28 protein-coding genes and 2 pseudogenes are annotated in these 26395 nt (G+C 68.2%); 18 read left to right on the forward strand and 12 right to left on the reverse strand.

Features of this window, described 5'->3' with window-relative positions:
* From pstB to R6Y94_RS38135, 3 genes are all read left to right on the forward strand, one after another.
* The gene (gene pstB, locus R6Y94_RS38125) at positions 1-897 is read left to right on the forward strand and encodes a phosphate ABC transporter ATP-binding protein PstB (RefSeq protein WP_318401517.1); all 897 of its coding nucleotides are present in this window, start codon (positions 1-3) and stop codon (positions 895-897) included.
* On the forward strand, positions 897-1682 hold the full coding sequence (locus R6Y94_RS38130; RefSeq protein ID WP_318401519.1) for a response regulator transcription factor: 786 nt from the start codon (positions 897-899) through the stop codon (positions 1680-1682). The genes pstB and R6Y94_RS38130 overlap by 1 nt, the downstream gene beginning before the upstream one ends.
* 66 nt (positions 1683-1748) lie before the next feature.
* Complete coding sequence (locus tag R6Y94_RS38135) at positions 1749-2117, forward strand: metalloregulator ArsR/SmtB family transcription factor (RefSeq protein ID WP_318401521.1); 369 nt, start codon at positions 1749-1751, stop codon at positions 2115-2117.
* Positions 2118-2204: 87 nt separating this feature from the next.
* Here R6Y94_RS38135 and R6Y94_RS38140 read toward each other — a convergent pair whose 3' ends face one another.
* Genes R6Y94_RS38140 through R6Y94_RS38150 form a run of 3 tightly spaced genes read right to left on the reverse strand, consistent with a single transcriptional unit; the run spans position 2205 to position 5957 of the window.
* Positions 2205-2864, reverse strand: coding sequence for a response regulator transcription factor (locus tag R6Y94_RS38140; protein WP_318401522.1), 660 nt, complete (start codon positions 2862-2864; stop codon positions 2205-2207).
* Positions 2861-3952, reverse strand: coding sequence for a sensor histidine kinase (locus tag R6Y94_RS38145; protein WP_318401524.1), 1092 nt, complete (start codon positions 3950-3952; stop codon positions 2861-2863). The genes R6Y94_RS38140 and R6Y94_RS38145 overlap by 4 nt, the downstream gene beginning before the upstream one ends.
* A 4-nt stretch (positions 3953-3956) precedes the next feature.
* Positions 3957-5957 (reverse strand): alpha/beta hydrolase, encoded by a 2001-nt coding sequence (locus R6Y94_RS38150; RefSeq protein ID WP_318401526.1) that lies wholly within the window; start codon positions 5955-5957, stop codon positions 3957-3959.
* A gap of 495 nt (positions 5958-6452) precedes the next feature.
* Between R6Y94_RS38150 and R6Y94_RS38155 the strand changes: the two genes are divergently transcribed.
* The 4 genes from R6Y94_RS38155 (at position 6453) to R6Y94_RS38170 (ending at position 8005) form a co-directional block, all read left to right on the forward strand.
* Positions 6453-6563: a hypothetical protein gene (locus R6Y94_RS38155; protein WP_318401709.1), complete on the forward strand. Its 111-nt coding sequence runs from the start codon at positions 6453-6455 to the stop codon at positions 6561-6563.
* Between the two features lie 111 nt (positions 6564-6674).
* A complete protein-coding gene (locus R6Y94_RS38160) occupies positions 6675-6983 on the forward strand; it encodes a hypothetical protein (protein ID WP_318401528.1) in 309 nt (102 codons plus the stop codon).
* Positions 6984-6988: 5 nt separating this feature from the next.
* Entirely contained in the window at positions 6989-7591 is a 603-nt protein-coding gene (locus R6Y94_RS38165) for a reverse transcriptase/maturase family protein (protein ID WP_318401711.1), read from the forward strand.
* A gap of 90 nt (positions 7592-7681) precedes the next feature.
* Positions 7682-8005 (forward strand): group II intron maturase-specific domain-containing protein, encoded by a 324-nt coding sequence (locus R6Y94_RS38170; protein ID WP_318401530.1) that lies wholly within the window; start codon positions 7682-7684, stop codon positions 8003-8005.
* 554 nt (positions 8006-8559) lie between these two features.
* Here R6Y94_RS38170 and R6Y94_RS38175 read toward each other — a convergent pair.
* Together R6Y94_RS38175 and R6Y94_RS45465 are read right to left on the reverse strand one after the other, a co-directional pair.
* Positions 8560-8712: a hypothetical protein gene (locus R6Y94_RS38175; protein WP_318401532.1), complete on the reverse strand. Its 153-nt coding sequence runs from the start codon at positions 8710-8712 to the stop codon at positions 8560-8562.
* A gap of 55 nt (positions 8713-8767) precedes the next feature.
* The gene (locus R6Y94_RS45465) at positions 8768-9226 is read right to left on the reverse strand and encodes a hypothetical protein (protein WP_412102975.1); all 459 of its coding nucleotides are present in this window, start codon (positions 9224-9226) and stop codon (positions 8768-8770) included.
* A gap of 823 nt (positions 9227-10049) precedes the next feature.
* Here R6Y94_RS45465 and R6Y94_RS38185 point away from each other — a divergent pair.
* Positions 10050-11555: an alpha/beta hydrolase gene (locus R6Y94_RS38185; protein WP_318401534.1), complete on the forward strand. Its 1506-nt coding sequence runs from the start codon at positions 10050-10052 to the stop codon at positions 11553-11555.
* Positions 11556-12070: 515 nt separating this feature from the next.
* On the opposite strand, the gene R6Y94_RS38190 is transcribed toward R6Y94_RS38185, so the two are convergent.
* Positions 12071-12676, reverse strand: a complete 606-nt coding sequence (locus R6Y94_RS38190) for a TetR/AcrR family transcriptional regulator (protein ID WP_318401536.1) — start codon at positions 12674-12676, stop codon at positions 12071-12073.
* Positions 12677-12836: 160 nt separating this feature from the next.
* On the opposite strand from R6Y94_RS38190, the gene R6Y94_RS38195 reads away from it, so the two are divergent.
* Positions 12837-13805, forward strand: a complete 969-nt coding sequence (locus tag R6Y94_RS38195; RefSeq protein ID WP_318401538.1) for an aldo/keto reductase — start codon at positions 12837-12839, stop codon at positions 13803-13805.
* Positions 13806-14058: 253 nt separating this feature from the next.
* A complete protein-coding gene (locus R6Y94_RS38200; RefSeq protein WP_318401540.1) occupies positions 14059-14799 on the forward strand; it encodes a GOLPH3/VPS74 family protein in 741 nt (246 codons plus the stop codon).
* A 165-nt stretch (positions 14800-14964) separates the two neighbouring features.
* Here the strand turns inward: R6Y94_RS38200 and R6Y94_RS38205 are convergent, their stop codons facing one another.
* The 3 genes from R6Y94_RS38205 to R6Y94_RS38215 all read right to left on the reverse strand — a co-directional run bounded on the left by R6Y94_RS38205 (position 14965) and on the right by R6Y94_RS38215 (position 17009).
* Positions 14965-15135: a hypothetical protein gene (locus R6Y94_RS38205; protein ID WP_318401542.1), complete on the reverse strand. Its 171-nt coding sequence runs from the start codon at positions 15133-15135 to the stop codon at positions 14965-14967.
* 123 nt (positions 15136-15258) lie between these two features.
* Entirely contained in the window at positions 15259-15861 is a 603-nt protein-coding gene (locus R6Y94_RS38210) for a response regulator transcription factor (RefSeq protein ID WP_318401544.1), read from the reverse strand.
* Complete coding sequence (locus R6Y94_RS38215) at positions 15858-17009, reverse strand: sensor histidine kinase (protein WP_318401546.1); 1152 nt, start codon at positions 17007-17009, stop codon at positions 15858-15860. The genes R6Y94_RS38210 and R6Y94_RS38215 overlap by 4 nt, the downstream gene beginning before the upstream one ends.
* A gap of 170 nt (positions 17010-17179) precedes the next feature.
* On the opposite strand from R6Y94_RS38215, the gene R6Y94_RS38220 reads away from it, so the two are divergent.
* From R6Y94_RS38220 to R6Y94_RS38240, 5 genes and pseudogenes are all read left to right on the forward strand, one after another.
* Positions 17180-17998, forward strand: a complete 819-nt coding sequence (locus R6Y94_RS38220; RefSeq protein WP_318401547.1) for an ABC transporter ATP-binding protein — start codon at positions 17180-17182, stop codon at positions 17996-17998.
* Between the two features lie 26 nt (positions 17999-18024).
* Complete coding sequence (locus R6Y94_RS38225; protein ID WP_318401549.1) at positions 18025-18744, forward strand: ABC transporter permease; 720 nt, start codon at positions 18025-18027, stop codon at positions 18742-18744.
* Positions 18745-19070: 326 nt separating this feature from the next.
* Positions 19071-19235, forward strand: a complete 165-nt coding sequence (locus tag R6Y94_RS38230; RefSeq protein ID WP_318401551.1) for a hypothetical protein — start codon at positions 19071-19073, stop codon at positions 19233-19235.
* Positions 19236-19402: 167 nt separating this feature from the next.
* Positions 19403-19588 carry a hypothetical protein gene (locus R6Y94_RS38235; protein WP_318401553.1) on the forward strand — a complete coding sequence of 62 codons (186 nt, stop codon included), beginning with the start codon at positions 19403-19405 and terminating at the stop codon, positions 19586-19588.
* Positions 19589-19710: 122 nt separating this feature from the next.
* Positions 19711-20599: pseudogene (locus R6Y94_RS38240) on the forward strand (IS1380 family transposase); the annotation flags it as partial.
* Positions 20600-20715: 116 nt separating this feature from the next.
* Here R6Y94_RS38240 and R6Y94_RS38245 read toward each other — a convergent pair.
* On the reverse strand, positions 20716-21273 hold the full coding sequence (locus R6Y94_RS38245; RefSeq protein WP_318401555.1) for a GNAT family N-acetyltransferase: 558 nt from the start codon (positions 21271-21273) through the stop codon (positions 20716-20718).
* A 150-nt stretch (positions 21274-21423) separates the two neighbouring features.
* On the opposite strand from R6Y94_RS38245, the gene bla reads away from it, so the two are divergent.
* Positions 21424-22329, forward strand: coding sequence for a class A beta-lactamase (gene bla, locus R6Y94_RS38250; RefSeq protein WP_412102976.1), 906 nt, complete (start codon positions 21424-21426; stop codon positions 22327-22329).
* 330 nt (positions 22330-22659) lie between these two features.
* Positions 22660-23712, forward strand: a complete 1053-nt coding sequence (locus R6Y94_RS38255; protein ID WP_318401559.1) for an SDR family oxidoreductase — start codon at positions 22660-22662, stop codon at positions 23710-23712.
* A gap of 366 nt (positions 23713-24078) precedes the next feature.
* On the opposite strand, the gene R6Y94_RS38260 is transcribed toward R6Y94_RS38255, so the two are convergent.
* A complete protein-coding gene (locus R6Y94_RS38260; RefSeq protein WP_318401561.1) occupies positions 24079-24471 on the reverse strand; it encodes an ester cyclase in 393 nt (130 codons plus the stop codon).
* A gap of 274 nt (positions 24472-24745) precedes the next feature.
* Positions 24746-25102, reverse strand: a pseudogene (locus tag R6Y94_RS38265) (transposase); the annotation flags it as partial.
* Positions 25103-25486: 384 nt separating this feature from the next.
* On the opposite strand from R6Y94_RS38265, the gene R6Y94_RS38270 reads away from it, so the two are divergent.
* Entirely contained in the window at positions 25487-26071 is a 585-nt protein-coding gene (locus R6Y94_RS38270; RefSeq protein WP_318401563.1) for a dihydrofolate reductase family protein, read from the forward strand.
* The last annotated feature ends 324 nt before the right edge of the window (positions 26072-26395 follow it).

The raw sequence follows: 26395 nt of genomic DNA on the forward strand, positions 1-26395 counted from the left end.
ATGAGCAGCCCCAACCCGAAGGATCCCGCTGTGAACGACGCCTCCGCCAACACCCGCCCGCCGGCCGGGCCGGTGACCCTGACCATCCCCGACCCCAGCCCCCGCAAGCGGGACAAGGGCGAGCCGGTGCTGGACCTGCAGGACGTGTCCGTCTTCTACGGCGACTACCAGGCCGTCCGTGGCGTGGACATGACCATCGCCCGCCACGAGATCACCGCCCTGATCGGCCCGTCCGGCTGCGGCAAATCCACGGTGCTCCGGTCACTGAACCGGATGAACGACCTGATCCCCGGCGCCCGCGTCGCCGGCCGGATCGCCTACCACGGCCAGGACCTCTACTCCCGAGACGTCAACCCGATCGACGTCCGCCGGCTCATCGGCATGGTCTTCCAGAAACCGAATCCGTTCCCCAAGTCGATCTACGACAACATCGCCTACGGACCCCGAATCCTCGGCTGGAAAGTCCCCAACATGGACGCCCTCGTCCAGCAGGCCCTGACCCGCGCCGCCCTGTGGGACGAAGTCAAAGACAAACTGAAGACGTCCGCTCTCGCACTGTCCGGCGGACAGCAACAGCGACTCTGCATCGCCCGCACCATTGCCGTCAGCCCCGAAGTGATCCTGATGGACGAGCCCTGCTCCGCGCTCGACCCGATCGCCACCGGCAAGATCGAAGACCTGATGCACGAGCTGTCGTACAGCTACACCATCGTCATCGTCACCCACAACATGCAACAGGCCGCCCGCGTCTCGCACCGCACCGCGTTCTTCACCGCCGAAGTCGACCAGGCCGGTGTCCGGCACGGCCGGCTCGTCGAGTACGACGACACCAACAAGATCTTCACCAACCCCGTCGACAAGCGCACCGAGGACTACATCACCGGACGATTCGGCTGATGCCCGACACCAACCACCGGGACGACATCCCCGTCCAGCCCCAGGCCGGCACCCCGCCGGCCTGCCAGCCGCTGACCCCACGCACCGTCCGGGCCCGGTTCCTCCTACTCGTCGTCGACCCCGACACGGCCGCCTCGAAAGCTGTCGCCGCCGCTCTGCAAGACCGGCAGATCGACGTCGTCTGCACCGATGACCCCGCCGACGCGATGCTGCAAGCCGGCGCGCTGCTGCCCGACGCCGTCCTCACCGCCGCCCAGGTACCCCCCATGCGCGGCTCCGCGATCGCCCGCGCCCTACACACCCGCGGCTGCATCCCCACCCTCGTCGGCGTTGGTGAGGACGACGGTCCGGAGGCCAGCCTCGCGCTCGCCAACGGCGCCACCGCCTGCGTCCCTCGCCCCTACCGCATCACCGATATCCTGCCGATCCTCCGCGCGATCAGCCCCGACACCGCCGCCGACTTCCACGCCGCGATCCAGGTCGGCGCCCTCCGGCTCGACCCCGCCGCCGTCGAAGTCCGCTTCCACGGCCGACGCATCGAACTACCGCTACGCGAGTTCCAACTCCTGCACCTGCTCATGCTGCACGCCGGCCGCGTCGTCACCCGCGCCCAGATCAACCAACTCGTCTGGAGCCGCGACGACGAACCCTCCAACACCCTCAACGTCCACATCCGCCGCCTACGCACCCGCCTCGGCGACGACCTTCGAGACCCGAAAATCATCATCTCCGTCCGCGGCCTCGGCTACCGCCTCGACATCCCCGACACCCCAACCCACCCTTGATCGACGTCACTCGCTGTTCACTCTCCGGTCATCCGGCACCGGTCGGCGGCTCCATAAACTCGCTCCATGCCCGCTGCTGACCAGGCCACACACGCGCACACCTGCGCACCCGAACCGATCCACCCACCACTGGCCCGCGCGGACGCCGAACACATCGCCCGCCTCCTCAAAGCCCTCTCCGACCCCACCCGCCTACAAATCCTCTCCATCATCGAAGCCGCACCCGCCGGCGAAGCCTGCGTCTGCGACCTCACCGAACCGTTCACCATGACCCAGCCCGCGATCAGCCACCACCTCAAGGTCCTCGTCGACGCCGGCATCCTCTGCCGCGACAAACGGGGCAGCTGGGCCTGGTACTCCCTCAACCCCACCCAACTCGAACCCATCCGGCACCTGCTGCCCGGACCCCACTTCCTGCAACCCACCGGCGTCTAAGCCCCGGGCCAAAGGGGCAGATGTGGCGAGGACCGGCTGGTCCTGACCGTCGTACCCGACAACGGATTCGGCCCTGAAAGTCCGAGGTTAGGGGGCTACCAGGCCGGCCCGGTAGGCGAAGACCACCGCCTGGGCGCGGTCCCGAGCACCGATCTTGGCAAGTGTCCGCTTCACGTGGGTCTTCGTGGTCGACTCGGCGATCCCGAGCAGATCGGCGATCTCCTCGTTCGAGTACCCCTCCGCCACCAGGCACAGGACCTGGATCTCCCGCGAGGTCAGCCCGGACAACCGGCCGGCCGCTGCGGCGGCCGGGCCGACGGGGGACTGCCGGACGAAGTGCTCTACCAGGTCGCGGGTGACCGATGGGTCCAACAGCGTGTCCCCGGCCGCCACCGTCCGCACCGCGTCCACCAGCCGCTCGGGGGAGGCCCGCTTGAGCAGGAACCCGCTGGCACCGGCGCGCAGCGCGCCCCACACGTATTCGTCGTGGCGGAACGTGGACAGCACCAGCACCCGGGTCGGCACGCCGGCCGCGACGATCCGGCGAGTGGCCTCGATGCCGTCGACGCCCGGCATCCGGACGTCCATGAGCACGACGTCCGGGGTCAACGACCGGCACCGTTCGACCGCCTGCAGACCGTCAGCCGCCTGGTCGACCACCTCGATGTCGTCTGCGGCGGCGAGCACTACCTCGACGCCCGCCCGCAGCAGTGCGTCGTCGTCGGCCAGCAGCACCCGTATGGTCATCGCAGGGGGAGTACCGCCCGCACCCGGAAGCCACCCGTGGAACCCCGTCCGTGCTCCAGCGAGCCCCCGAACATCGCGGCACGTTCGGCGATCCCCAGCAATCCGCGCCCCGGCTGGTAGCCCGGATCCGGGCCGCGTCCGTCGTCGCAGATCTCCAGCTCCAGGCGTCGACCGTCCTGGCCGACCCGGACCCGAGCCGCACTCGCCTGCCCGTGCCGCAGCGCGTTCGTGAGCGCCTCCTGCACGATCCGGTACGCCGACAGGTCGAGGCTGCCCGGCAGCGGCGAACCGGCCAGGTCGACCTGCAGCGACACCTCCATACCCGCCTGGGTCATCCGCTGGGCGAGGCGCGGCAGCTCGGCGAGCCCGGGCCGGCTGGATGCCGCCTCGTCACCGTCCCGGAGGGCGCCGAGCACCAGATCCAGCTCGTCGAGGGCCTCTCGGCCGATCTGCTCCACGCCCCGCAGTATCTCCCGGGCCTGGTTCGGCGCGCGGTCCAGCACCACCCGTGCCGCGCCGACCCGGACCAACATGACGTTGACCGTGTGGCCGACCAGGTCGTGCAGCTCCCGGGCGATCCGGGTCCGCTCGCTGGTGACCGCTGACCGGCGCATCCGCCGCCGCGCCGCCGCCTGCCGCTCCCGGCGCCGGGCACCGCCGTAGCCGGCACCCCACGCCAGTAGCCACACGAACACCACCCCGGCCGGCGCGGACCATGGTGCCTCCACGCTGGTGAAGTACAGCAGCACTGCCGGTAGGACCAGCACCGGGCCCCACAGTGCCCGCCGCCGGGTTCCGTACAGGCCCAGGGAGTAGAGACCGATCAGGTTCACGTAGGGTGCCAGCGGGTCGGCCTGCACCCACAGCGCCTCGGCCGACAGGGCCGCCGACCCCAGCAGGTACGCGGCCAGCGGCACCCGGCGCCGGACGGCAAGGCACCCGGCAATCGCCACTGACAGCGCCAGCGCGGTCGGCAGCTTCTCGCCGAGCGCCGGCGCCACGGTGATCCGCTGGACGACCAGCGCCGCCAACGCGGCGCCTGCCAACGCGACGTCGACCGCCGGCACCCGCGGCAGGGAGACGGCCATGCAACTACCTCGGCACAGCCGGGGACTGACTCTCCCGGCGTATGTCGATGAGGATAAGCGCGAGGTTGGCGGTGATGGTCGCACCGACCACCGTGGTCACCAGGGCGGCGAGTCCCGCTACGGCGTGGAACCCGAGCCAGGCGCCAAGCAGCGACCCGGCCAGTGCCGCCGCCAGGCCCGCCGACCGGGTCCGGCGGGTCCGGTCCCGGTCGACCCAGGCTCCGAAGGTGGCGAGCCCGGCGGCGATGCCGATGGAGACCACCGCCAGCCACTGGCCGCCGACAAACAGCCCCGGGCACAGGCTGGAGCCGACCAGCACCGCGAGGGACCAGCCACCGATGCCCACGACCATCGGGGCGAGGCCGCGCAACCAGGCGCTCGCCCGGGATCCCAGGCGCCCCCGGCGGTGCACCCGCAGCGCCATCCCACCTAGCAGTGTGAGGGCAACCAGTGCGAGGCAAGCCAGGGTACCGAACAGGACCCATGCGATGGTGGACAGGCTGACGGTCCCGGCCTCGAACTCGGCCGGGCGGGTCTCGTACCGCGAGTCGTCCACCTCGCCGCGCTGGAAGTAGGCGCTCAGCAGCTGCGTGCTGGCGTCGGGCTGGTAGCTCCAGAAGTCGACTGTGTGCCCGAGCTCGGCCAGAATGACCTGCCGGCCGTTCGGCAGCGCGGGCAGCAGCTCGTCGGTGGCGAACTGTGGTGGCGTCGAAAAGTCGACCGTGCCGCCGACCAGGAGGGTCTCGACCTTGCTCGGCCGCACTTGCTGATAGTCCACATAGTCCGGGCTCGCCGGCCATCCGTCGGTGAGCCGGCCACCCGCCCACAGGAATTCGTTGGCGGCGTTGGCGAGAATCGAGTCGGCGGCGCCGCCGGTCGCGTAGTGCCCGTCGACCACCTCGGCGTCGATGACTCCGGAGGCGGCGAACTCGCCCCAGACGAACGTCCCCGGGAAGACCACGCTGGTCAGCATCGAGATGGCCCAGAACCCACTCGGGTCGCCGCTGGCCGCAGCCAGCCAGGCGTCGAACATGGTCGGCGCGTTCAGCGGAGCTGCCGCCTCGGTGGTGTGGTAAAGGCCGAACTGCGTCCCCGCCCGGACGTTGCCCTTCTTGATCGGAAGAAACATCCAGCGGTCGGGCAGGTCCGCCGAGACGGCGGCCATGGTGGCGGCGAGGTCATCCGTACGGGCGGCGCACCCGTCGTCGCGGGCACACAGCGCGGCGTAGTGGCCGAGCTGGTCGTCGGTGACCGCCGGATCCCACCAGAAGTGGCCCGGCGGGTTGACCGCGATCATCACCGACCGGTGGATCGACTCCGGATACCGCCAAGCGTAGATCATCGCGGCCCGGGTCCCTGCGCTCTGGCTCAGCAGGTGGATCCGCTGGTAGCCGAGGGCCTGCCGCGCCGCCTCGAAATCGTCGACCCGCTGTGGCAACGAGTAGCCATCGAGATCGACTCCCTCGCCGGTCAGTCGCCGCGCGCAGTCGGCGAACGCCTTCGCGTACCGGCGCATCGACTCCTCGCCCGTGAAGTCCGCTGACCGTTGCACCGCCGACTCGACCTCGGGGCAGTCGAGCACCGTCGACCCGTCGACGCCGCGATACCCGACCAGGACCACGTCGTGGCCGTCGGTCAGGCGGCTCGCCTCCGGAAACGACATGTTCGTTCCGCCGGGACCGCCCGCGAACCGGAAGATCGGCTCCGCGGGATCCCCACTCGTGGCCCGGATCCGAACCACCGGCAGCGCGATCAGGTCAGATCCGGGATCCCGCCGGTTCTCTGGGACCACCAGGGTGCCGCACTCGGCGTCCAGGCTCCCCGCCTCGGTGTCGAAACTGCACGGCTCCAGGGCGAGATCGCCGGCCCGGGCGCCATCGGGGACGGTCAGTCCGGAGCCGTCCGGCAGAGCGAGATATCCGAGGGCGAGCGCCGTCAGCCCGATTGCGACCAGGGCAGCCACCCTGGTCCGGGTGAAGACCTGCAACTGTGACCTGTGCACCATGGGCGGCACGCTACGGTGGAATCGCCCGCCCGGCGTCCCTCCACCGGGGTGGCTCCGGCTACCCCTCAGGGGGTAGCCGGCCCTCGCACCGGTCGGGGTGCCCCCTTGTCGGGCGGCGCAGCCCGCCCAGCACCATCGCCTCGACCACAGCCCGGTACGTGCAACGCCGCGAGCAGGGCGTGCACCCTCACGCCCCGGCAGGCACGTCGACCGTCTGGTCGACACCCTTGAAGCGCTTCCCGCCAGGATCGGCGCATCGATTCTCGCCGCGTGGAATGCCAAGGAAGACCTGCTCGACCTGCTCGCGACCGCCCGCACCCAACCCGACGGGAACACGTCCACCGACTGCTGCACCGCTTCTACACCCGCTGCGCCGCCGCCGACCTGCCCGAACTACACCGGCTCGCCACCACGATCGAAACCTGGTAGCCACAGGTCCACGCATTCCTACATACGGGGATCACGATCGCCGGGTCGGAAGGCACCAACCGCGTTATCAGGACCATCGCCCGAGACGCCTACGGCTTCCGCAACCCAGAAAACCAGCGCCTACGCACCTGCACCGCGACCACCCGACGCCACCGCGGACACCTCAGCCCCGCTTGACTTCGAACGGCCCGCATCATCAAACCAGGCGAGATACACCTGTACGCGGGCCCCGGCTCAAATCTGGTGGATATGGGCCGGGATGCAGTGCACGACCCCTCGTCGTTGTGGGTGGTCGACTCCGAAGCCGGTTTTGACGATTTGTTCAACCTTGTCACCGATCCCGGGTTCCTCGTGGTGGCCTGGGATCGGGTGCGGCACAACAAGGGAGCACGCACCGCCGGAGTGGACGAGGAGACAGCCCGTTACATCGAGGCGGTACGTGGGGTGGAAGGATTCCTCACGGAGCTACGAGAGGATCTCAAAGCTCGTGCCTTCCGGCCACTGCCGGTACGGCGACGGGCGATCCCCAAGGCGGGCGGCAAGGTCCGTTACCTGGGTATCGCAACAGTCCGTGACCGGGGGTGCAGGCACCTCTGAAGCTGGTGTTGGAGCCAATTTTCGAGGCGGATTTCCTCCCATGCAGCTACGGGTTCCGTCCGAACTGCCGGGCTCATGACGCGGTGGCTGAGGTGCACCACTTCGCGTCCCGATCATATGAGTGGATCGTGGAGGGAGACATCAAAGCCTGCTTCGACGAGATTTCGCACCCAGCTCTTTTAGACCGGGTACCGAAACGTGTTGGGGATAAACGTGTCATGGTCTTGGTGAAGGCGTTTCTGAAAGCGGGCATCCTCCTGGAGGACGGCACGCTTTCGGACACCGATGCCGGTACGCCTCAAGGGTCGATCCTATCCCCGTTGCTCAGCAACGTGGCCCTGTCGGTCCTGGACGAGCACATCGCCCAGGCACCGGGAGGACCCGCAGCCAGCCCGTATGAACGGGCCAAGCGTCGCCGCCAGGGTCTGCCCAACTATCGCCCCGTGCGGTACGCGGACGACTGGTGCCTGACCGTGTCAGGCACCAAGGAGCACGCCGAAGCGCTGCGAGACGACCTCGCCGGAGTCCTGTCCACGATGGGCCTGCGCCTGTCGCCGGAGCAGACCCTGGTCACCCGCATCGACGAGGGCCTCATGCTCCTCGGCTGACGCATCCAGCGCCACCGCAAACGAGGCACCGGCAAGAACTACGTCTACGTCTACCCGGCCAAGAAGTCGCTTACGGCGGTCATGGCCAAGGTGAAGACGACCTGCCGGGTGAACACGAACCTGCCGCTCGATGCCCTGCTGCACCCGCCCAACCGGATGCTGCGGGGGTGGACCACGTACTTCAAGTACGGCTGCTCACATGCGACCTTCAGCTACCTGCGTTCGTACCTGTGGAAACCGGTCGTCAGGTGGCAGGAGCGCAAGCATCGACGCACCCCGTGGAAGGAACTGCGTCGACGCTACGGCATCTGGCCCGCCGACGGTGCTGTTCGACCCGGCCAGAGTGCGCGCACAGCGCTACTACTACCGGGGAACACGTATCCCGACACCATGGCCGAGCACCACATGAGGTAATCACTGATCCCTGCCGGGGCTTGTGGAGAGCCCGGTGCGCTTGGCGGTGCACGCCGGGTTCGGGAGGCGGCTCGGGGAAACCCATCGGCGGTAACGCCGGCAGGGCGCCCCGGGTCGACCTCACCTGAACCGAGTGGAGGTGGGAGACCTTCACCTATGGCCGTCGCAGCGGCTGCGTGAAGCTGGGGGCAGCCTGATCCGGGGGGCGCCGGCCGGGGAGGGTGGGAGGCAGCCCTGACGACGACGGGACGTGCCGGTACTGCCAGACGGTGCGGGTCCGGCTAGCGAGACGAGAAGGTGTACTGACAGGAACCAGCGTTGACGTCCCTGAGGCCCCTCGGCTGAAGGGCGAAAGGTGGGCCGCAAGCGGCATGTTCCCGTCCGGGATGGCATGTTGCGCTTCGCCGCTTTGCTCCCGGCCGGTCATACCGCGCTTGGCCGCTTCGCTGTCGGCGCATCGGCCCGGTCGGCGCGGATGACCAGCAGGCACGATGAAGCCCGGTGCCCGTCGAGGTATAGCCGACACCGGACAGTCGATCGTTGTGATCTCGCTGTTAACCGCGTCGGCTCCGCCTGCGCCAGAAGACCAGTCCTGCGACGGCCGCCGCGATGGCGGCCAGGATGGTCCAGTCGCCCGCAACGGTTGCATCCGGCAAGACCGGCACCGGGTTCGACTCATGCTCGCCGCTCGCGGGCGCTGTGCTCATGCCGATACGGTATCGCAGTGGACGAAGGGCTGTGTGGGGCGCGTCTTGCGGCCCGCTACCACGACCCGGCGAGCAGCGGGCCGCCCACGTCGACCGTGGCAGGGTCTTGCGCTCTGGGGTCGGTGCTGGTGACGGCGGTGATGAGGTCGTGGGGCCGGCGGTTGGCGCATCGGATGGCGCGGGCGATGTTGGTTTCCCCGCTGAGTCGGTGGAAGCCGATCTCGGTGTTACGTAGGGCGGCCATGACAGCGGGTCCGTTGCTGGTCCGGGCTTGATGAAGATCTTCATGGAACGTTACGTCCCGGACATGGTGGAAGGCGGGGATTTCGTTGGACTTCGCGCTGATGGTGACCTGGGCCAGGACGATGCCGGTGCTGGTGTCCAGCGCGGACAGCAGATGCACCTGACCGCCGTCAGCGCGGCGGGCGCCGCGCAGGGTCTTACCGTCGATGGCGACTGTCAGGAGTCCGGCGAGCGGGTATCGCAGTCCGCGCCGTTTGCGGGGATCGGGCACCGCTGATAGCGCGTGTAGAAGTCCGGTTTGTTCACGGTCGGTTACTGGGTGGGCTGGGGTGTTGGTGTGGGTGGTGACTTCGGACAGTACTTGGATGGGGCATGCTGACATCGCGGGTGAGGGCCTCGAGGGTGTTCTGGGAGCGCCGAGAACTCCATGATCACCCAGGCGACCTCACCCGCCCTGGCCGCCTCCACAAAGGCCGATCACCTTATAACCCCAGCTCAAGCGGCCGTCCACCGAACCCGCAATGGCCCTGCCTCCCTCGGGTGGAACCGGGCACGTCCTGCACGTCCGGGTCGAACCAGCGCTCGCCGGTTTGTGCCCACTCGCTGAATCGCAGCGCTCGTAAGGTCAGTCACCGCCTCATTGTTCGCACGGTCCGGTGCCGTGAACAGTGACGGCACGTCACGTGTCGGCGTGACATGGCGCCACTGTCGGGTGGCTGCGGCGGCTGGTGGCCTGGAGGCATCGCGCCGGGCGCAGAGGAACAACCGTGACCAGTTGGCCGGGAGGCAGGCATGAAACGACGTCGAAGAGTGGGCTTGACCGTCGTCGGGCTCGCCGCGTCCCTGTGGCGCACCGGCCAAAGCGGTGGGGCACAGCGGCGGGCTGGCTCCCTCGACCGGCTGCAACGCACACGCTGACGCCGGTTGTGAACACCAGGTGCGGTCCAGACAGCCTCGACTTAGCAGAAGCGTATAAAGGAGTCCGTGGCGTGAGCAGAAGGACGAGCATTACGTCCCGCCCCGGCAGGGGTCGCCCGCCCCTACGGCGACTTGGTTTCGTGAGTATCGCCTTGGTGGCCTGTGTGGTTTCGGTCGTGGCGTGCACCTCCGGCGAGGAAGAGAATCCAGATCCGGGCGAAAGCGCGGCCAGCGTTGCGCTGGAGCGGTACTACACCCAGAAGCTGGAGTGGAAGGGCTGTACCGACTTCGCCACCAGCCCGCGTGAGGCGGAGGTCCTCGGGAAGGCTCCGGCCGAGTGCGCGTGGCTGAGTGTGCCGCTGGACTACGACGACCCTCAGGGCACCGACACGACCGTTGCGGTCCTGCGCTTCGCCGCCCGGGGAGAGTCGCAGGGCTCGCTGCTGTTCAACCCCGGCGGTCCGGGCGGCTCCGGCATTCTGGGCGGTCTGGGCGTCGCGGCTCAGATGACGAAGAGTCGCATCACCGAACGGTTCGACGTGGTCGGTTTCGACCCGCGTGGTGTCGGCGCGACCAAGCCCGCGGCCGACTGCTACACCGAGGGCGGCACGAGCCGGGGCGACGAGGTGTTCCCGCTGATGACCATGACCGCCTCGCTGACGGAGGAGGACACCCGGGCGGTGTTCGACCGCTGCGCCAAGGGATCCGGGGGTGTGCAGGCACTTACGCAGATGGGTTCGCGGACGACCGCTCGGGACATGGACGTGCTGCGGGCGGCGCTCGGTGAGGAGAAGTTGACGTTCCTCGGTCAGAGCTACGGCACCCGGCTGGGAGCGGTGTACGCGGAGCAGTTCCCGCAGCGGGTGCGGGCGATGGTCCTCGACGGTGCCTTCGACCCCCGCCTGGGGACGATCGAGCGCCGGCTCTCGGCGTACGAGGGCTTCCAGCGAGCCTTCGAGGCGATGGCCGCCGCGTGCGCGGCGAAGGCGACCTGCCCGTTGGGGACCGATCCGAAGGCGTGGACGTCGACGTTCCAGACGATCGTTGCGCCGCTACGGGGCAAGCCCGTGCCCGCACTCGACCAGAAACTCGACTTCGACGAGGCGCTCGGTGGGGTCATGGCGGGCCTGTACAGCCCGGACAAGTGGCCCGCGATCATGAGTGGTCTCGCGGAGGTGCGGCAGGGGCGTGGCGACACGCTGCTGGAGCTGACGTTCGACTTCGAAGGTGGTGAGCCCGACTCCGTGGTCAACGGCAACGCCATCGAGGCGATGTTCGCGATCAACTGCATGGACGAGCAACGGCTCACCCCGCAGGACGCCACCCGGCTGCGCGTGAAGACCTACGAGACGGCGCCCTTCATGAACCCCGGCGGAGACCCTGCGGCGGGCGCACGCGATGGATGCGAGTTCTGGCCGGCCCCACCGACGCTCGGTATCCCGTACGCGCAGAACGTCATGGGCCTGCCGGACACGCTGGTCGTTTCGATCACCGGTGACGCCACCACTCCGCACCAGGGTGCCGTCAGCCTCGCCGACACCCTGGGCAGCGCCCTGCTGACCGTCGAGGGGGAGGGACACACCATCGTCTCCTCCGGGAAGAACGAGTGCGTCGACACCATCGCCGCGGACTACCTCATCGACCTCAAGCTGCCGGCCAGCATGCCCACCTGCTCCATCTGAGCCCGACAACATGACGATCGAGACGAGCGCGGATAGGAGACGGCATGGCCTGGAGCATACGTGCGCTTGCGGAACTCGTCGGCACCACGATGAACACCATTCGGCACCACCACCGTCTCGGCCTGCTCGAGAGCCGGAGCGCCGATACAACGGATACAAGCAGTACGGGGCGCGGGATCTCGTACGCCTTCCGTGCATCGGACGGCTCGCCGATCTGGGGGTGCTGCTCTCCCGGATCGGTGAGGTGGACGGGAACATCGCCCCGGACGCGCTGAGCCAAGTCGACACCGAACTCGCGGCGGACATCGAGCGCCTGCCGAGAACTCGGTCGGACATCGCGGCCATCCTGCACGACAGCGCGCCGGCCGACACGTCTGCGGGGTTCGAGCCCCGTCGCATCAGGTCTGTCCGGGCACGACAGCTCGATGATCCACATTCACCCGCAGCTCCACGACGATCGTCATAGCTGTCGGGCAGCGCCGCCTCGGATGACCTCGAACGGAGCCACGCGGTCGCTACCGTGGCCAGCTGAGCATGGCCGTGTCGGCGATCTCCTGGAGCTCGTCGGGGCCGAGGCCACTGGCGGCCTGGACGGCGATGCCGAACCCCACCGTCATGATGTATCGGGCGAGTCGCGCCGGCTTGGCGTCACGCGGGAGGTCGCCCTCGTCGACGGCGCGCTGGAAGCGCTCCTCAAGACGCACGCCAGCGTCGTTGCGCCAGTCGACGAGCACCTCGCGGGCGGGTCGACCGTCGTCGCCGGACGCCAGCGCGCCCTGAACGGTCAGGCATCCGGAGGGGGCGTCGGGACGGGTCGTGGTCTGGACCGATCCACGGAGAAACGCCTCGGCCACTGCTCGCGCGGTCGGCTCCGTCAGGGCGTGCGTCGCGTAGGAGGCTGGCCCCTGCCCGTAGCGCTGGAGGGCCTTGCGGAAAAGCTGCTCCTTGTTGCCGAAGGCCGCGTACATGCTCGTCTTGGTGATCCCCATGGCAGCGGTCAGATCGGTGAGGCTCGCGCCCTCGTAACCTCGGGCCCAGAACACCTGCATGGCGCGCTCCAGCGCCTCGTCGATGTCGAACCCCCGAGGGCGGCCGATGGCGGCCTTCCGGAACCCACCCATACGGCCAGCGTACTCCTTGGTACAGAACCCGTACGGAGCGGCAGCCTGGGCAGATGCCCCTCAGCGGGTGTGTGACGGTGTCATTCAGTACTGATCGGTTCGGAAGTGCTAGAGTTCTGTACCGACCGAAACATAACTAGCAGGTGGGGAAGTCCGCACAATGAAGAACACTTCGCTCGGCGGCCTCGAGATCTCTCGCATCGGCCTCGGCGCCATGGGGATGTCAGCGTTCTACACCGGCGCCGGCCGGCTCGACGAGTCGATCCGCACGATCCGGCGTGCCCTGGATCTCGGAGTCACCCACATCGACACCGCTGAGCTTTACGGCCCCTTCACGAACGAGGAACTGGTGGGTCGTGCCGTGCGAGGGCACCGGGACGAGGTCGTGCTGGCCACCAAGTTCGGCCTCATCTCCCACACCGGCCGCTCTGGTCCGGACAGCACCCCGGCCAACATCCGGACCGCCGTGCAGGGGTCCCTACAGCGCCTGGGGACCGACTACATCGATCTCTACTACCAGCACCGGGTAGATCCTGACACGCCCATCGAGGAGACCGTGGAGACGCTGGCCGAGCTGGTGGCCGAGGGCAAGGTCCGCCACATCGGCCTGTCGGAGGCGGCCTCCGCGACGATCAGGCGGGCTCACGCCGTGCATCCGGTGGCCGCGGTCCAGACCGAGTACTCACTGTGGGCCCGCGACCCCGAGGCCGAGATCCTGCCCACCACACGCGAACTGGGGATCGGCTTCGTGCCGTACTCGCCGCTCGGGCACGGCTTCCTCGCCGGGAACATCCGCTCCCTCGACGGCCTCGACGCCGACGACTGGCGCCGTACCAACCCACGCTTCGTCGGCGACAACCTCGCACGCAACCTTCGCATCGTCGACGAGGTCCGTGCCGTCGCCACCGAGATCGGGGCCACACCCGCGCAGGTCGCCCTGGCCTGGCTGCTGGCCCAGGGCGACGACATCGCCCCCATCCCGGGCACCACGCGGATCGCCCGGCTGGAGGAGAACACCGCCGCTGACCGCCTTACGCTCACCGCCGACCAGGTCGCCCGGCTGAACAGCCTGCCCCCGGCCTCCGGTGATCGCTTCGACGAGGAAAACCTGGCCGCCATCGACCGCTGACCGAAGATGCGAGGGTCCGGCGCGCCAAGCAGGCAAACTGACCACCGGTGACGGCACCGGGTAATTCGGCATCGCGCCTGTCAAAGAGCGAGCACGTGAGGCGGCAGACGAGCATCGTCTCCTCTTACGGAACGTGACCGTGTTCCAGGAACAGGTCTCCGGTGAGGCGGAGTCGAGACGGATCTCGACCGTCGCACCTCTCAGTTCGAGGAGCATGCCGTGAGACCCATCGACAACAGGAAGGTTCGACCCGATGACGCAGCACCCTGGAGAACCCTTCGTCGGCGGCGGGACCGAGACGCCGGGCGAGGCGAAGCGGATCGAGGCTCCGACCCTGGCGGAGGATCTCCTGCTCCTCCTGTTCCAGCCGGGCACCGGGACCATCGCCGGAGAGAACACGCTCTTCTACACCCTGGCCGGAGCGGTGCTCGCAGATCTCGGGCTCGGCGATCACGTACGAACCGGTTCCGGCCGGGGCGGGACGGCGCGGGTGGAGGCCGTCGAGGATCACCCGCCGTCGGATGACATCCTGCGCTCAGCGTGGGACTACCTTTCCGCCAAGCCCCGAGGCGTCCAGACGGTGCTCGCGGCGATCGGACCGACGTTGCGTAGCCCGCTGCTGGAAAGGCTCATCGAACGCGGCGACATTCGCAGGGGAACCCGCAAGGCGCTCGGTCTGTTCCGCATGACCGTCCTCGAGGACGGCGGAAGCGGGCGTCGATCACGCCTCCTCGCCGACGTCCGCGACGTGCTCGTCGAGGGGGCCGAGCCGCAGCCTCGTGTCGCCGCGCTCACGGCGCTGCTGTCGGGAAGTGGCACACTGCCCCAGTTCCACCGCGAGATCCCCTGGACCTCCCCTGTGATCACCCGCGCCAAGGAACTCGAGAAGGGCAACTGGGGAGCCGGAGCCGCCGCCGAAGCGGTCGCCCGAACAGTCACGGCGACCATCGTCAACAACGCCGTCATCGCCACGGCCACACTTCCCCGGAACTAAGGATCGACCTCACCACGATTGTCCGAGGACGACATCCGCACCCATTCCGGTCCCACACCACTCTTCAACCGGCGCGACACCGCCCGTACTCCAGTCAGAGACACCCCAATTGACCATGCAGCGGCCCTGGGACATTGCCTGAGTCCGGCCTATTGGTAACCGCGCTCATCGGGTGGCTCCTGTCGTGCGGGTCCGCTGGCGTCTCGAGACGCCGTCGGCGGGCAGTTCCACGGGCGACGCGGCCCAGGACTGGTCGGGTAGGTGGCACAGGCGGGCCTCGGCGACGTCGAGCCGGCGCACGACCGCCTCCAGCCGGAACAGCTCCGCGTCGATCACCAGCGACGTTGAGCGGCCAGACCTCTCCGGTCTGCGCCTCGAACTCCTGCCGTAGCCGCAGGCCGCATTTCGGGCCCGCGCCAGCGCCAGCGCCGGATGACGGGGAGTCGTCCGGACCGTCGCTTACAGCCAGTCGTGTTCGCGGGCGTAGCGCGCCGCCTCGTGACGGGTGTGGGTCTGGGTCTTCTGCATGGCGTTGGAGAGGTAGTTGCGCACCGTGCCCTGCGCAAGGTGGAGCCGGCCGGCGATGTCGGCGACCGAGTAGCCAGAGCCGGTCTCCCGCAGGACGTCGAGTTCGCGGTCGGTCAGGGGGCAGTCGTCGATGACGGCCAGCGCGGAGACTTCCGGGTCGATCCAGCGCCTGCCGGTGTGCAGGGTGGCGATGACCGAGGTGATGTGGGCCGGCTCGGCGGACTTGCTGACGAAGCCCTGGACACCGAGTTTCAACGCCTTTCGCAGCACGCCCGGCCGCGCGTGCCGGGTCACCATGAGGATCACCTGTCCCGGGCGCGCGCGGCGGATCTGCGCGACCGCGCCGAGGCCGTCCACGCCCGGCATCTCCAGATCGATGACCAGCACGTCGGGTCGATGCCGCAGGGTGGCCTCGACGGCCGTCTGTCCGTCTTGCGCCTCGGCGAGGACGGTGATGTCGCCCTCCAGCGGCAGTAGTGCGGCCAGGGCTGTGCGGAGCAGCACCTCGTCGTCGGCGAGGACGATGGTCGTCATCGGTCGTGCTCCCACCCAGCCGCGGTGGTGCCGGCACGGGCGGACGGGAACATCGCGGCCGTCCGGAACCGCCCCTCGTGCTGTTCCACGGTCAGCTCACCTCCGTCACCGGACACTCGTTGTCGCAGGGCCGACAGCCCTCTGAGTCCCGGAAGTGAGTTGCCCGCCACCCCGTCGTTGACGATCGTGATACCCGCCTCGGAAAGCGTGATCTGCACCCGGGTGGCCTGCGAGTGCCGCAGGATGTTGGTGGTCGTCTCGCGCAGAACCTGGCCGAGCAGTTCGCCGGTCCGGGCGTCGGCCTCGGCCTGACGTGTCACCCGCACCCGGATGCCGGCGGCTTCGAACAGGTTCTTCGCGTTCTCGATCTCCGCCGAGAGGTTGAGCCGCCGTTGGGCGTAGGCGAGTTCCTTGGTCTGCGCGATGGTGTCGCTGACCAGGGTGTACGTCTCGCGTAGTTCCTTATCCGCCCGTCCGGCGTCGCGGAGCAGCATCTTCTGCGCCAGCGCGATCTTCAGCTTCACCACGTGCAGGGTGTGGCCCTGGATGTCGTGCAGGTCGCTGGCGAACCGGACGCGTTCCCGGACGACAGCCAGCTCCGCCTCGCGCTCCCGGGTCTGTTCGAGTTCCCGGATGAGGTCGTAGAACCGCTCGCCCGCTATCGTCATGACCGTCACCAGGACGGTGAGGGCAGTCGGGATGAGGACGTAGCTGACCAGGACCTCGCGTACGTCGTCCCGCTCCACCAGCAGGCGCGCCGCGCCGACGACGGCGACGTAGGAGAACAGCCCGGCCACCGCCAGGGCCCGGCGCCGCCGGACCTCGCGCAGGGCGAGGGAACCCACGGCGCAGAAACCCCAGTACGCGTTCGGGCTGCCGGTCAGCAGCACCCCCAGCGGCCACACGGCTCCCGCCACGATCAGGCCGGGCAGCGCGACCCGGGCGAGGTCGTTGGCCGTCCACCGTTCGAAGGCCACCAGGCCCGCCGCGACCCCCGGAGCCAGGACCATGACGTGCCACCAGGCATGCGCGTCGATGAACAGGAGGACTGCCGCAGCGATCATGAGCGGCGGCAGTGAGACCGCGAGATTGAGCCGGCGCAGCCGTCCCTGCGTCGACTCGGTGTAGCGCGGCGATCTTGCGGTCACCATCCCAGTATCCGGCTGTCCCCGGCCGCGACCAGTGACACCACATCACATGTACCTGTGACATGGTTGCACTGACGGGTGGCCGCGGGTCCCGCTGTCATGGATGCATGTCCAATGCACCAGTCATCGAAGTCGAGCGCCTGAACCTCACGTACGGCGACTTTCACGCGGTGAGGGATCTCTCTTTCGAGGTACGGCGGGGGGAGCTGTACGCGCTGCTCGGCACCAACGGGGCTGGGAAGACCTCGACGCTGGAGACCATCGAGGGACACCGGAGGCCGACCTCCGGCACCGTGCGTGTCTTCGGGCACAGCCCGCAGGACCGACGCGCCGTACGTCCCCGGATGGGCGTGATGCTCCAGGAGAGCGGGTTCTCCCCGGACCTGACCGTCCGCGAGTCCGTCGGTCTGGTCGGCCGGCTCACCCGGCGTACCGACGACGTCGACCGGTTACTCGACCTCGTCGACCTCACCGACCGGGCCGGCCGGAAGGTGTCCCAGCTCTCCGGCGGGGAGAAACGACGGCTGGACTTCGCGACCGCCGTCTACGGAACACCCGAGCTGATCTTCCTGGACGAGCCGACCACCGGCCTGGACATCCAGTCCCGCGACGCCGTGTGGGCGACGGTGGACCGGGTGCGTGAGAACGGCACGACCATCGTGCTCACCACGCACTACCTGGAGGAGGCGCAGCAGCGCGCCGACCGCATCGGGTTGATGCACCAGGGCACCTTCCACCGGGAAGGCACGGTCTCCGAGCTGACTCGCACCCTGCCGGCGGTCATCCGCTTCTCCCTCCCGACACCGACACCGGCACCGCCGTTGCCGGCTGTCGTAGACGCCGACGGGAAGGTCATGGTCGAGACCTTTGCTTTGCAGGAGGACTTGCACCTCCTGCTCGGGTGGGCGCAGGAGCACGCCGTGGAGTTGCGGGGTCTGGAGGCCGGGGCAACCCGGCTCGACGACGTGTTCCGCGCCATCAGCAGCTGATTCGTTCTCTCAAGGGGAGTGTCACCGTGTTGTCCATCGCTGCCAGCGAGCTGATCCAGATCTTTCGAAACCGGCTTGTGCTGATCACCAGCTTCATCATTCCCGTGGCGATCTGCGTGTTCTTCGTGCGTCAGCACAAGACCTTCGCGACCATCGGCAGCCTCGGCTACATCGCGGCGATCGTGATGTTCACCGCGGCCGCGTTCGGGTTCTACGCCACAGCCGTCACCACCCTGGCGTCGCGGCGTCAGAACCTTTTCCTCAAGCGGCTACGATCCACCGCCGCCGACGATGCCAGCATCCTCGCCGGTCTGCTGCTACCCGTCGTCGTCCTCGCCCTGGTGCAGGTAACCGCGATTCTGACCGCACTGGCCGTGGTCGCTGGTGGGCCGGCCAACGTCGTCCTGCTGGTGGTGGCGGTCCTCGCGACCCTGGCCATGATGATCGGCCTGGCCCTGGCCACCGCGGGACTGACGAACTCACCCGAGCACGCCCAGGTGACCACCCTGCCCGTCACCCTCGGCGTGATCGCCGTGGCCACCTGGGTGGGCATCAGCGGCACCGAGGACCTGACCCTGCTCAAGAGGGTCCTGCCCGGCGGCGCGGCCACCGAGCTGACCATGAACGCCTGGAACGGTGGAGTCGCGGTGACCGAATCCCTTGCCCTGCTCGCACCGACGCTGGGCTGGGTCGTCGTCGCCGTCGCCCTCGCCACCCGACTCTTCCGCTGGGAGCCCCGCCGATGACCGCCGCACCCGGGTGAACCACGCCACGTCCCACACCCAAGACTTGCATCTCACATCAACATCGGGTTTTACGATCAGGCCATGACATGGCTCTTCGACGATGTCTCCCTCGGCGTACTCCGCCTTCCCGACCGGATCGCGATGGCCCCGATGACGCGGGCGAGGAGAACGAGGTCGTCCCGCCACTGGTCGCCACTCGACTCGTCGAACATTGGACCGCGGTCGGCGATCTCGTCGATGACGGTCTACTCAACGACAGCCTGGGCCGGGTCGAGGAAACCGCATCCGTGCCACCCGCTCCGGGCCGACACCCGTACACGCATTCGATGATCAAGGCGCCGAACGGTTCGTCGATCGTCGAGTCGTACCGCGTCCAGCACATGGGGCACGCATGGCCGGGCCCGGATGGTGACGGCAGCTACACCGATCACGCAGGCCCCGACGCCACCGTCATCATCTGGGAGTTCGCCGAACGCCACCGGAGGCCCTGAAGAGCGCGGGACGCGGCCGGTTAGTTCCCGGACATCTGAGTTGAGGTGACCTTGGCCGCTGGGGGAGGAGTTCGTGCCAATGCTCGGCCGTCGCCGAGTGGATGCCGGATCGGCATCAACATCGTTAATTCGGTCTTCGACAGCACGCTCGACTCCTGTGAGGAAGGGTGATCCTCTGGATCAGGAACAAGCACGCCCGCATCGGCTGGAAGGAACTACGACGGCGCTTCTGCGCCGGCACGTGGTGGCCACGAACCGACAAGATCACGCTGTTCAACCCGGTGAGGGTGCGGACCACCCGCTACCGCTACCGGGGAACGCGGATCCCCAGTCTGTGGCCGACCACAGGTTGACGAGATCGACTGGCACGACCAGACGGGGCTTGTGGAGAGCCCGGTGCTCAGGAATGGGCACGCCGGGTTCGGAAGGCGGTCCGGGGAAACCCACAGCGGCAACGCTGCAAGGCGCCCCGGGCCGACCTTACGGCTACCACCCGCTGTTCTGTTTCCTCGACGGAACCCGTGAGGCGTTGTCCGGGCTGCTGCGGGAGGGCCGGGCGGGGTCGAACACCACCGCCGATCACATCACCGTGCTTGACCGCGCCCTGCAACAGATCCCCGACGCCTACCGCCACGGCACCGAGATCCTCGTCCGCTCGGACTCGGCCGGCTGCACCCAGGGCTTCCTGGCCCACATCCGCAGCCTGCGCGAACACGGCATCGACACCTCCTTCTCCGTCGGCGTGGCGATCACCGAACCCATCCGCGAAGCGATCCGCCAAAGCCACCGGCTGGATCCCGGCGATCAACACGGACGGCAACCTGCGCGACGGAGCCGAGATCTGCGAGATTACGGGACTGGTGCCGGCCGGCGGCTATCCCACGGGCACCCGGTTCATCGTGCGCCGCGAATGCCCCCACCCCGGCGCGCAACTGTCCCTGTTCGACAGCATCGAAGGCATGCGCCACCAGGTCATCGCCACCGACACCAGCCCCGGTGGCGGGTCGATCCAGTACCTGGAGGCCCGCCACCGCGCCCACGCCCGGGTGGAAGACCGCATCCGCACAGGTAAAGACACCGGCTTTGGCCGCTTCCCGTCCCGCGTTTTCGCGATCAACGCCGCCTGGCTGGAACTCGCGCTGACCGGCATCGACCTGATCACCTGGACCCAACACCTGCTCCTACACGGCGAACTGGCCACTGCCGAACCCAGGAAGCTGCGCTACCGGCTCTTGCACGTCGCCGGCCGGCTGACCCGATCAGCCCGCCGGACCCGGCTACGCATCGCTGAACACTGGCCCTGGGCCCGCGACCTTGTCGCCGCTTTCGACCGCCTCGCCGCGCTACCCCAACCGGTCACCTGACCCGCAGCCCTTACCCACCGCCTCGACCAGGACCTGGAGGACCCCCGACCGACCGCGTCGGGTCACCACCGCGCCCACACGCCGACACGACCAGCGAACAAGGACCACCAACCAGCTCAACCAGCTTGATCAGCAGTTGGTGAAAGACGCTGCATCCACAGCGAGCTGATGTACTGACCGTTCTTGACGGCGTACTCACCGAACATGCCGACCTCCGTAAAGCCGAACTTTCGATGCAGCGCCACCGACGCGTCATTGGGCATGGCTATACCGGCCAGGAAGACGTGAACCGGCTCGTCCGCCAGACACTCGAACAGTGCACGATACAACAAGGAACCCACGCCCTGGCCGCGGCAACTGACATCCAGCGCGATACTCACCTCGACCGTCTCCCGGAAGGCTTCGTGATTGCGGTAGCGCTGGCTGCAGGCGTAGCCCAAGAACAGATCGCCACGTCGAGCAACGAGCAGCCGGTAAGGCCCGGTCGAAGAGAACTGCTCAAACCAATCACGCCGCTCCGCCACGCTGACCGGCCGGGTATCGAAGGACGCGTGCGAGTTCGCCGCCACATAGTTGAGGACCTCCACGATCCCGGGCAAGTCAACCTCGGCCCCAGGCTCGATCACCACAGGGTTCAGGTCCGCAGACGCGCCTACACCAGTCCGTTGAGTCACCTCGACACCGTAATCCCGGCCACCCGACACACCCAGACCAGCCCACGACCACTGGCGCTGCGCCAGCCCGGTGATCGCCGCTCACCACGACCGTGATCTTCATACTGAAGGAGTGAGGTTAGCGGTCGGGTCCCCGCACGACAAGGAGCGATGATGGTTCTTTCGACACGACGTCTGGTAATCGCGGTGACAGCGGTCTCGGTCTTGGTTCCCCTGGGCGCATGCGGCACCGCCGACGCCGCTGAGCAGCCGACGTGGGACCGTCCGGTGACGGTCACCGCGTCCACCGCCGCCGATCGGGACCGGGAGTTCCGACGGCTGGAGGAGAGGTTCGACGCGCGGCTGGGGATCTACGCGATCGACACCGGTACGGGTCGGACCGTGGGGTACCGGGCCGAGGAGAGGTTCGCGTACGCCTCGACGTACAAGGCGTTGGCCGCCGCCGAGGTCCTCGACGAGACCAGGGACGCCGAGCTGGATCGTGTGGTGCGGTACTCGGCGGACGACCTGGTGACGTATTCGCCGATCACCGAGCAGCACGTCGCCGAGGGCATGACGCTGCGCGCACTCGCCGACGCCGCCGTGCGGTACAGCGACAACACGGCCGGCAACCTGCTGTTGCGCCATCTCGGTGGACCGCAGCGGTTCGAGGAGGAGCTGCGGAAGATTGGTGACAAGGTCACCGACGCGGCGCGCTACGAGACTGAGCTCAACGAGGCGACGCCGGGCGACAGGCGGGACACCAGCACCCCACGGGCGCTGGCCGGTGACCTGCGGGCGTACGCCGTCGCGGATGCCCTCGAGCCCGCAGACCGCGGCATCCTCAACGGTTGGCTGCGGGGCAACACCACCGGCGCCGCGCTGATCCGAGCCGGAGTCCCCGACGGGTGGGTCGTCGGGGACAAGACCGGGGCCGCCGGGTACGGCACCCGCAACGACATCGCGGTGATTTGGCCGCCGGATCGCGCGCCGATCGTCCTCGCCGTGCTGTCCAGCCGCGGTGAGAAGGACGCCATGATCGCCCAGGCGACGGAGGTGGTGATCGCCCAGCTGTGACGGGCTGGTGGCCGTGGGGTCCGGCGACGGGAAGTTCCTGCACAGAGAGAGTCCTCCCGGCCGGTAGCTCGGAGGACATCAGATTCGTGACGTGCTGTCACTGATGGTTGGCTGCGGGGCTGGTGTCATAGGCATGTCCACCACGCCGGCTGTCGAAGGGAGATCGACGTTGTCTCTGGCTTGCCGGGCGCCGGGCCCGCCTGATCTCCGACGTTCGTGCCGTGCTCGTCGACGGTGCGGAACCGCAGCCCCGGGTCGTCCCGCTTGGGGCGCTGTTCCCGGGAAGCGGAAGCCCGCGCCAGTTCCACCGCGAGATCCCTGAACCTCTCCGTGATCACCCGCGGCGAGCAACTCGAGCAAGGCAACGGGGGAGCCGAAGCGGTTACCCGCACCGTCACCGCAACCGTCAACAACATTGTTGTCGCGGCCGCGTATTCGCTCAGCAGTAATCGATGTTCCCACAGAGACAGGATTCGCATGGGCAGTTACGCAGTGACGGGTTCCGCATCGGGGATGGGCGCTGCGGTGACCGAGCGGCTGAGCGCGGGCGGACACTTGGTGATCGGCGTGGATCTGCACGAGGCCGAGATCATCGCCGACCTCTCGACAGGGGAAGGCCGCTCGGCGGCGGCCGCCGGGATACTCGAGCGGTCCGGTGGTGTACTCGACGGCGCGGTAGTCGCCGCCGGGATCGGGCCCGTGCCCGGTCCCGACCGCGTGCGGAGGATCGCCCAGATTAACTACCTGGGCTCGGTCGAGCTGCTGACTGCCCTGCGGCCGGCGCTCGCGGCGAGCGGTGCTGCTCGGGCCGTGGTCTTTGGCAGCAACTCGCCCACCGTCATGCCTCACGTGCCCCGGATGGTGTTCCGTGCCATTCGCGCCGGCAAGATCGAACAAGCGGTGCGGAGGGCGCGGATATTCGGGCGGGCCGCCCCCAACTTCGCCTATGCGGCGTCGAAGCTCGCGGTGACCGACTGGGCACGGCGCGCGGCAGTAACTCCGGCGTGGGCCGGTGCCGGGATCAGGCTCAATGTGATTGCCCCGGGACCGGTGAAGACGCCGCTGCTCGATGAGGAACTGGCGGATCCGGTCGCGGCCAGGGCGTTCCAGTCGTTCCCCAACCCGATCGGCGGAGTGGGCGACCCCGGCCACCTCGCCGACTGGGTGATGATGATGCTCTCGCCCGCGGCGGCGTTCATGAGTGGCAGCGTCGTCGTCGTCGACGGCGGCACCGAAGCATGGTTCCGCGCCGGCGAGTGGCCCCGGCCCGTCGCGATCCGGCAGATGCCCCGCCATCTGTGGCGTTGGCGAGCCTTCTCCCGGCTTTCGTCCACGGATCGCGCTGAACCGTCGAGCAGGCATCTTCCCCCGTCTTTCCACTGACCTGCCTGGAACTCCGCGTTTGTGGCTTGCAACGACGCACCGGCGCAGCTCGGCTGCAGCTTTCGCCTCCGCCGACGGCTTTCGGGTGTACGTCGCGTCTTACGCCGATCGAGTCGTTGGGCTGGCTGTTGGCACAGCGGAGAGCGTTGCCTGGCGCTTCACTGGGTGGCGTCCCACCTAGCCATCACACCTGGTCGGTGCCGCGTTGCGGTCAGCGCGAGCCAGACCGGCCTGGTAGGCGCGGAGCGGTCGTAGGGACGTCCTGCCGATCTCCGGGTGAGAGTGATGTGGTCCTGGCTGTGCCTTGCGTTCGACTTCCCGAGCCGGTGCTGTCGGCGGCTCGGGAAGTCGAACGCGAACGGCGCCTCAGCTGCCGAGCTGTCGCTGCACTGCCTGGGCGTCGATCAGGTAGTTCATCTCGTAGAAGCGTCCGTCACGGACCTTGTGGAAGGAGTACTCGGCAAACTCCAACGTGGCGCCGGTGGGGGCCACGCCGAGCCACTCCTTCGTGTGCGTGCCCTTGTTGAACAGACGGGCTGCCACGCGGTCACCGTCGATGGCGATGTCCTGGACCCGCCAGGTGAAGTCCGGCACGGCATCGCCGTGCGCCTTCAGCTCCGCGATGATGTCGTCCCGCGTGACCGGATTGCCGTTCTCGATGAGCTCGTCGTGAACGAACTCGGTCATGCGGTCAAAGTCATGAGCGTTGAGTGCATCGATGTAGCGCTCGAAAACCTCGCGCACTTCAGACTCAGACATGATGTTCTCCCTCTCCCCAGGTCGGGGTTGTGTACTCGGATGGTGATGACGTGCGACGCCCTTCCACGATCTCGCCGTGGGTGGCCATCTCTGAAGGGCACAACCTCGGGGCCCACGACTTCTATTCCAATCGGTACAGAACCCGACCGAGGTGCCCGGTCGCGGAGGTGCGGCAGGGGCGCGGCGACAAGCTGCTGGAGCTGACGTTCGACTTCGAGGGCGGCGAGCCCGACGCCGTGGTGTACGGCAACGCCACCGAGGCGGCGTTCGCGATCAACTGCGTGGACGAGCAGCGGCTCACCTCGCAGGACGCCACCCGCGGCTTGGTCGCGAACTCGACCTCGTCCGGGACCGCCGCACGTCGGCACCGATCCCGATCGCCGGTCCACGACTTCGGCAGGTACAACTCCCGATCGATCAACACCCGACCCTTGACCGTGGCGTAACACAGGAACGTGCCGATCTGGCAGTTTTCGGTCTTGCCCGCCGTACCCGAATACTGCCGTTGGACCCCCGCCGAGGCGCGGCCCTTCTTGACGAACCCGGTCTCGTCGGCGACAAGCACCCCGGACGGATCGCCGATCTGCTTTACGACGTAGTCGCGCACGTCATCGCGAACCGCGTCCGGGTCCTACGCCGCGCTACACAACACGCCCTGCAACCCGTCCGGTGCGGTTCGTGTTCGCCGACGGCGTGTTCGCCGGGCCGCCTCTGCTTGACTGGGCCCACACGATCCTGCGCACCAGGCTGCACATCGTGCGCAAACCCGCCGATCAACGCGGCTTCGTCGTCATCCCGCCGCTGGGCCGCGATCAACACCATCACCGGCAGGATCGCCCGCGGAGGGCCGCCACCCGGCATCAACGACGTACCTTCACCACCGCAAGTCGACCTTCTCGAACACGCTGTCAGTCCGGAACGCGAGGACTACCTGCGGACGCAGATCGCGCACCGATTAGGTTTTCGCGCCGTGCCCGTCTGTACGTCTGAGATCGACTCACGGGAGGCTGACGCCATGCGGAAACTGACCTTTGGCATGAATGTGACCCTGGACGGCTACATCGCCGCGCCCGGCGACGACCTCGGCTGGAGTGGGGGTGAGGGACCGGACTCGTCGTCGAGCGACGAGCTGTTCCAGTGGTGGTCCGACCGGGTGGCGGCGACGGGCCTGGCGCTGTATGGGCGCAAGCTGTGGGAGACGATGAGTTCCCACTGGCCGACCGCCGACCAGCAGCCCGGCGCCACACCGGCGGCCATCGTGTTCGCCCGCCGCTGGCGGGACATGCCGAAGGTGGTGTTCTCGTCGACGACCAGCACGGTCGACTGGAACACCCGCCTGGTCACCGGCGACGCGGTCACCGAGATCACCCGGCTCAAGGCCGAGGACGCCGGCCCGATGGAGATCGGCGGCGCGACGCTCGCCGGGGCGGCCATGCGGGCCGGGCTGATCGACGAGTACGTGCTGGTCACCGTGCCGGTCCTGGTGGGCGGCGGCACGCCGTTCTTCACCGCGCTGGACAGCTGGGTGAACCTGACCCTGGTGGAGACCCGGACGTTTCCCGGCGGCGTGGTGCTGACCCGATACGAGACGAGGCGATGAGCACGGGCCAGACGATCGGCTCGTGAGGCCAGGTCGAAGTCATTCCTGGCGTGCTCACCGTGACCCTCGGCCATGAGGGAACCTTCCCCGGTACCTTCCTTGCGTTCCGAGCGAGCTGTTGACCGACTCGCTGGAGATGAGGACGACGGCCTCGTTGATCGTGACTATGTTCTTCGGGCATACAGAAGCCCCGCCGGCAACGCTGTCAAACGCCGGCGGGGCGGTGGTGTTCGCGTTGTCGCGTTGGTGTTCAGTTGGTCGGGTGCTCATTCCGCGGTGACTTCGGTGCGGCCGGCCCGTGCGCTGGACTCGTCGACGATGGGG

It is taken from the genome of Plantactinospora sp. KLBMP9567, from assembly GCF_033446045.1.
Taxonomy (GTDB): domain Bacteria; phylum Actinomycetota; class Actinomycetes; order Mycobacteriales; family Micromonosporaceae; genus Plantactinospora.

Excerpts from the sequence above, each read along its gene's own strand:
- pstB (WP_318401517.1), top strand. The coding sequence starts at position 1 with ATGAGCAGCCCCAACCCGAAGGATCCCGCTGTGAACGACGCCTCCGCC.
- R6Y94_RS38130 (WP_318401519.1), top strand. The coding sequence starts at position 897 with ATGCCCGACACCAACCACCGGGACGACATCCCCGTCCAGCCCCAGGCC.
- R6Y94_RS38135 (WP_318401521.1), top strand. The coding sequence starts at position 1,749 with ATGCCCGCTGCTGACCAGGCCACACACGCGCACACCTGCGCACCCGAA.
- R6Y94_RS38140 (WP_318401522.1), bottom strand. The coding sequence starts at position 2,864 with ATGACCATACGGGTGCTGCTGGCCGACGACGACGCACTGCTGCGGGCG.
- R6Y94_RS38145 (WP_318401524.1), bottom strand. The coding sequence starts at position 3,952 with ATGGCCGTCTCCCTGCCGCGGGTGCCGGCGGTCGACGTCGCGTTGGCA.
- R6Y94_RS38150 (WP_318401526.1), bottom strand. The coding sequence starts at position 5,957 with ATGGTGCACAGGTCACAGTTGCAGGTCTTCACCCGGACCAGGGTGGCT.
- R6Y94_RS38175 (WP_318401532.1), bottom strand. The coding sequence starts at position 8,712 with ATGAGCACAGCGCCCGCGAGCGGCGAGCATGAGTCGAACCCGGTGCCG.
- R6Y94_RS38190 (WP_318401536.1), bottom strand. The coding sequence starts at position 12,676 with ATGGGTGGGTTCCGGAAGGCCGCCATCGGCCGCCCTCGGGGGTTCGAC.
- R6Y94_RS38195 (WP_318401538.1), top strand. The coding sequence starts at position 12,837 with ATGAAGAACACTTCGCTCGGCGGCCTCGAGATCTCTCGCATCGGCCTC.
- R6Y94_RS38200 (WP_318401540.1), top strand. The coding sequence starts at position 14,059 with ATGACGCAGCACCCTGGAGAACCCTTCGTCGGCGGCGGGACCGAGACG.
- R6Y94_RS38210 (WP_318401544.1), bottom strand. The coding sequence starts at position 15,861 with ATGACGACCATCGTCCTCGCCGACGACGAGGTGCTGCTCCGCACAGCC.
- R6Y94_RS38230 (WP_318401551.1), top strand. The coding sequence starts at position 19,071 with ATGATCAAGGCGCCGAACGGTTCGTCGATCGTCGAGTCGTACCGCGTC.
- bla (WP_412102976.1), top strand. The coding sequence starts at position 21,424 with ATGATGGTTCTTTCGACACGACGTCTGGTAATCGCGGTGACAGCGGTC.
- R6Y94_RS38260 (WP_318401561.1), bottom strand. The coding sequence starts at position 24,471 with ATGTCTGAGTCTGAAGTGCGCGAGGTTTTCGAGCGCTACATCGATGCA.
- R6Y94_RS38270 (WP_318401563.1), top strand. The coding sequence starts at position 25,487 with ATGCGGAAACTGACCTTTGGCATGAATGTGACCCTGGACGGCTACATC.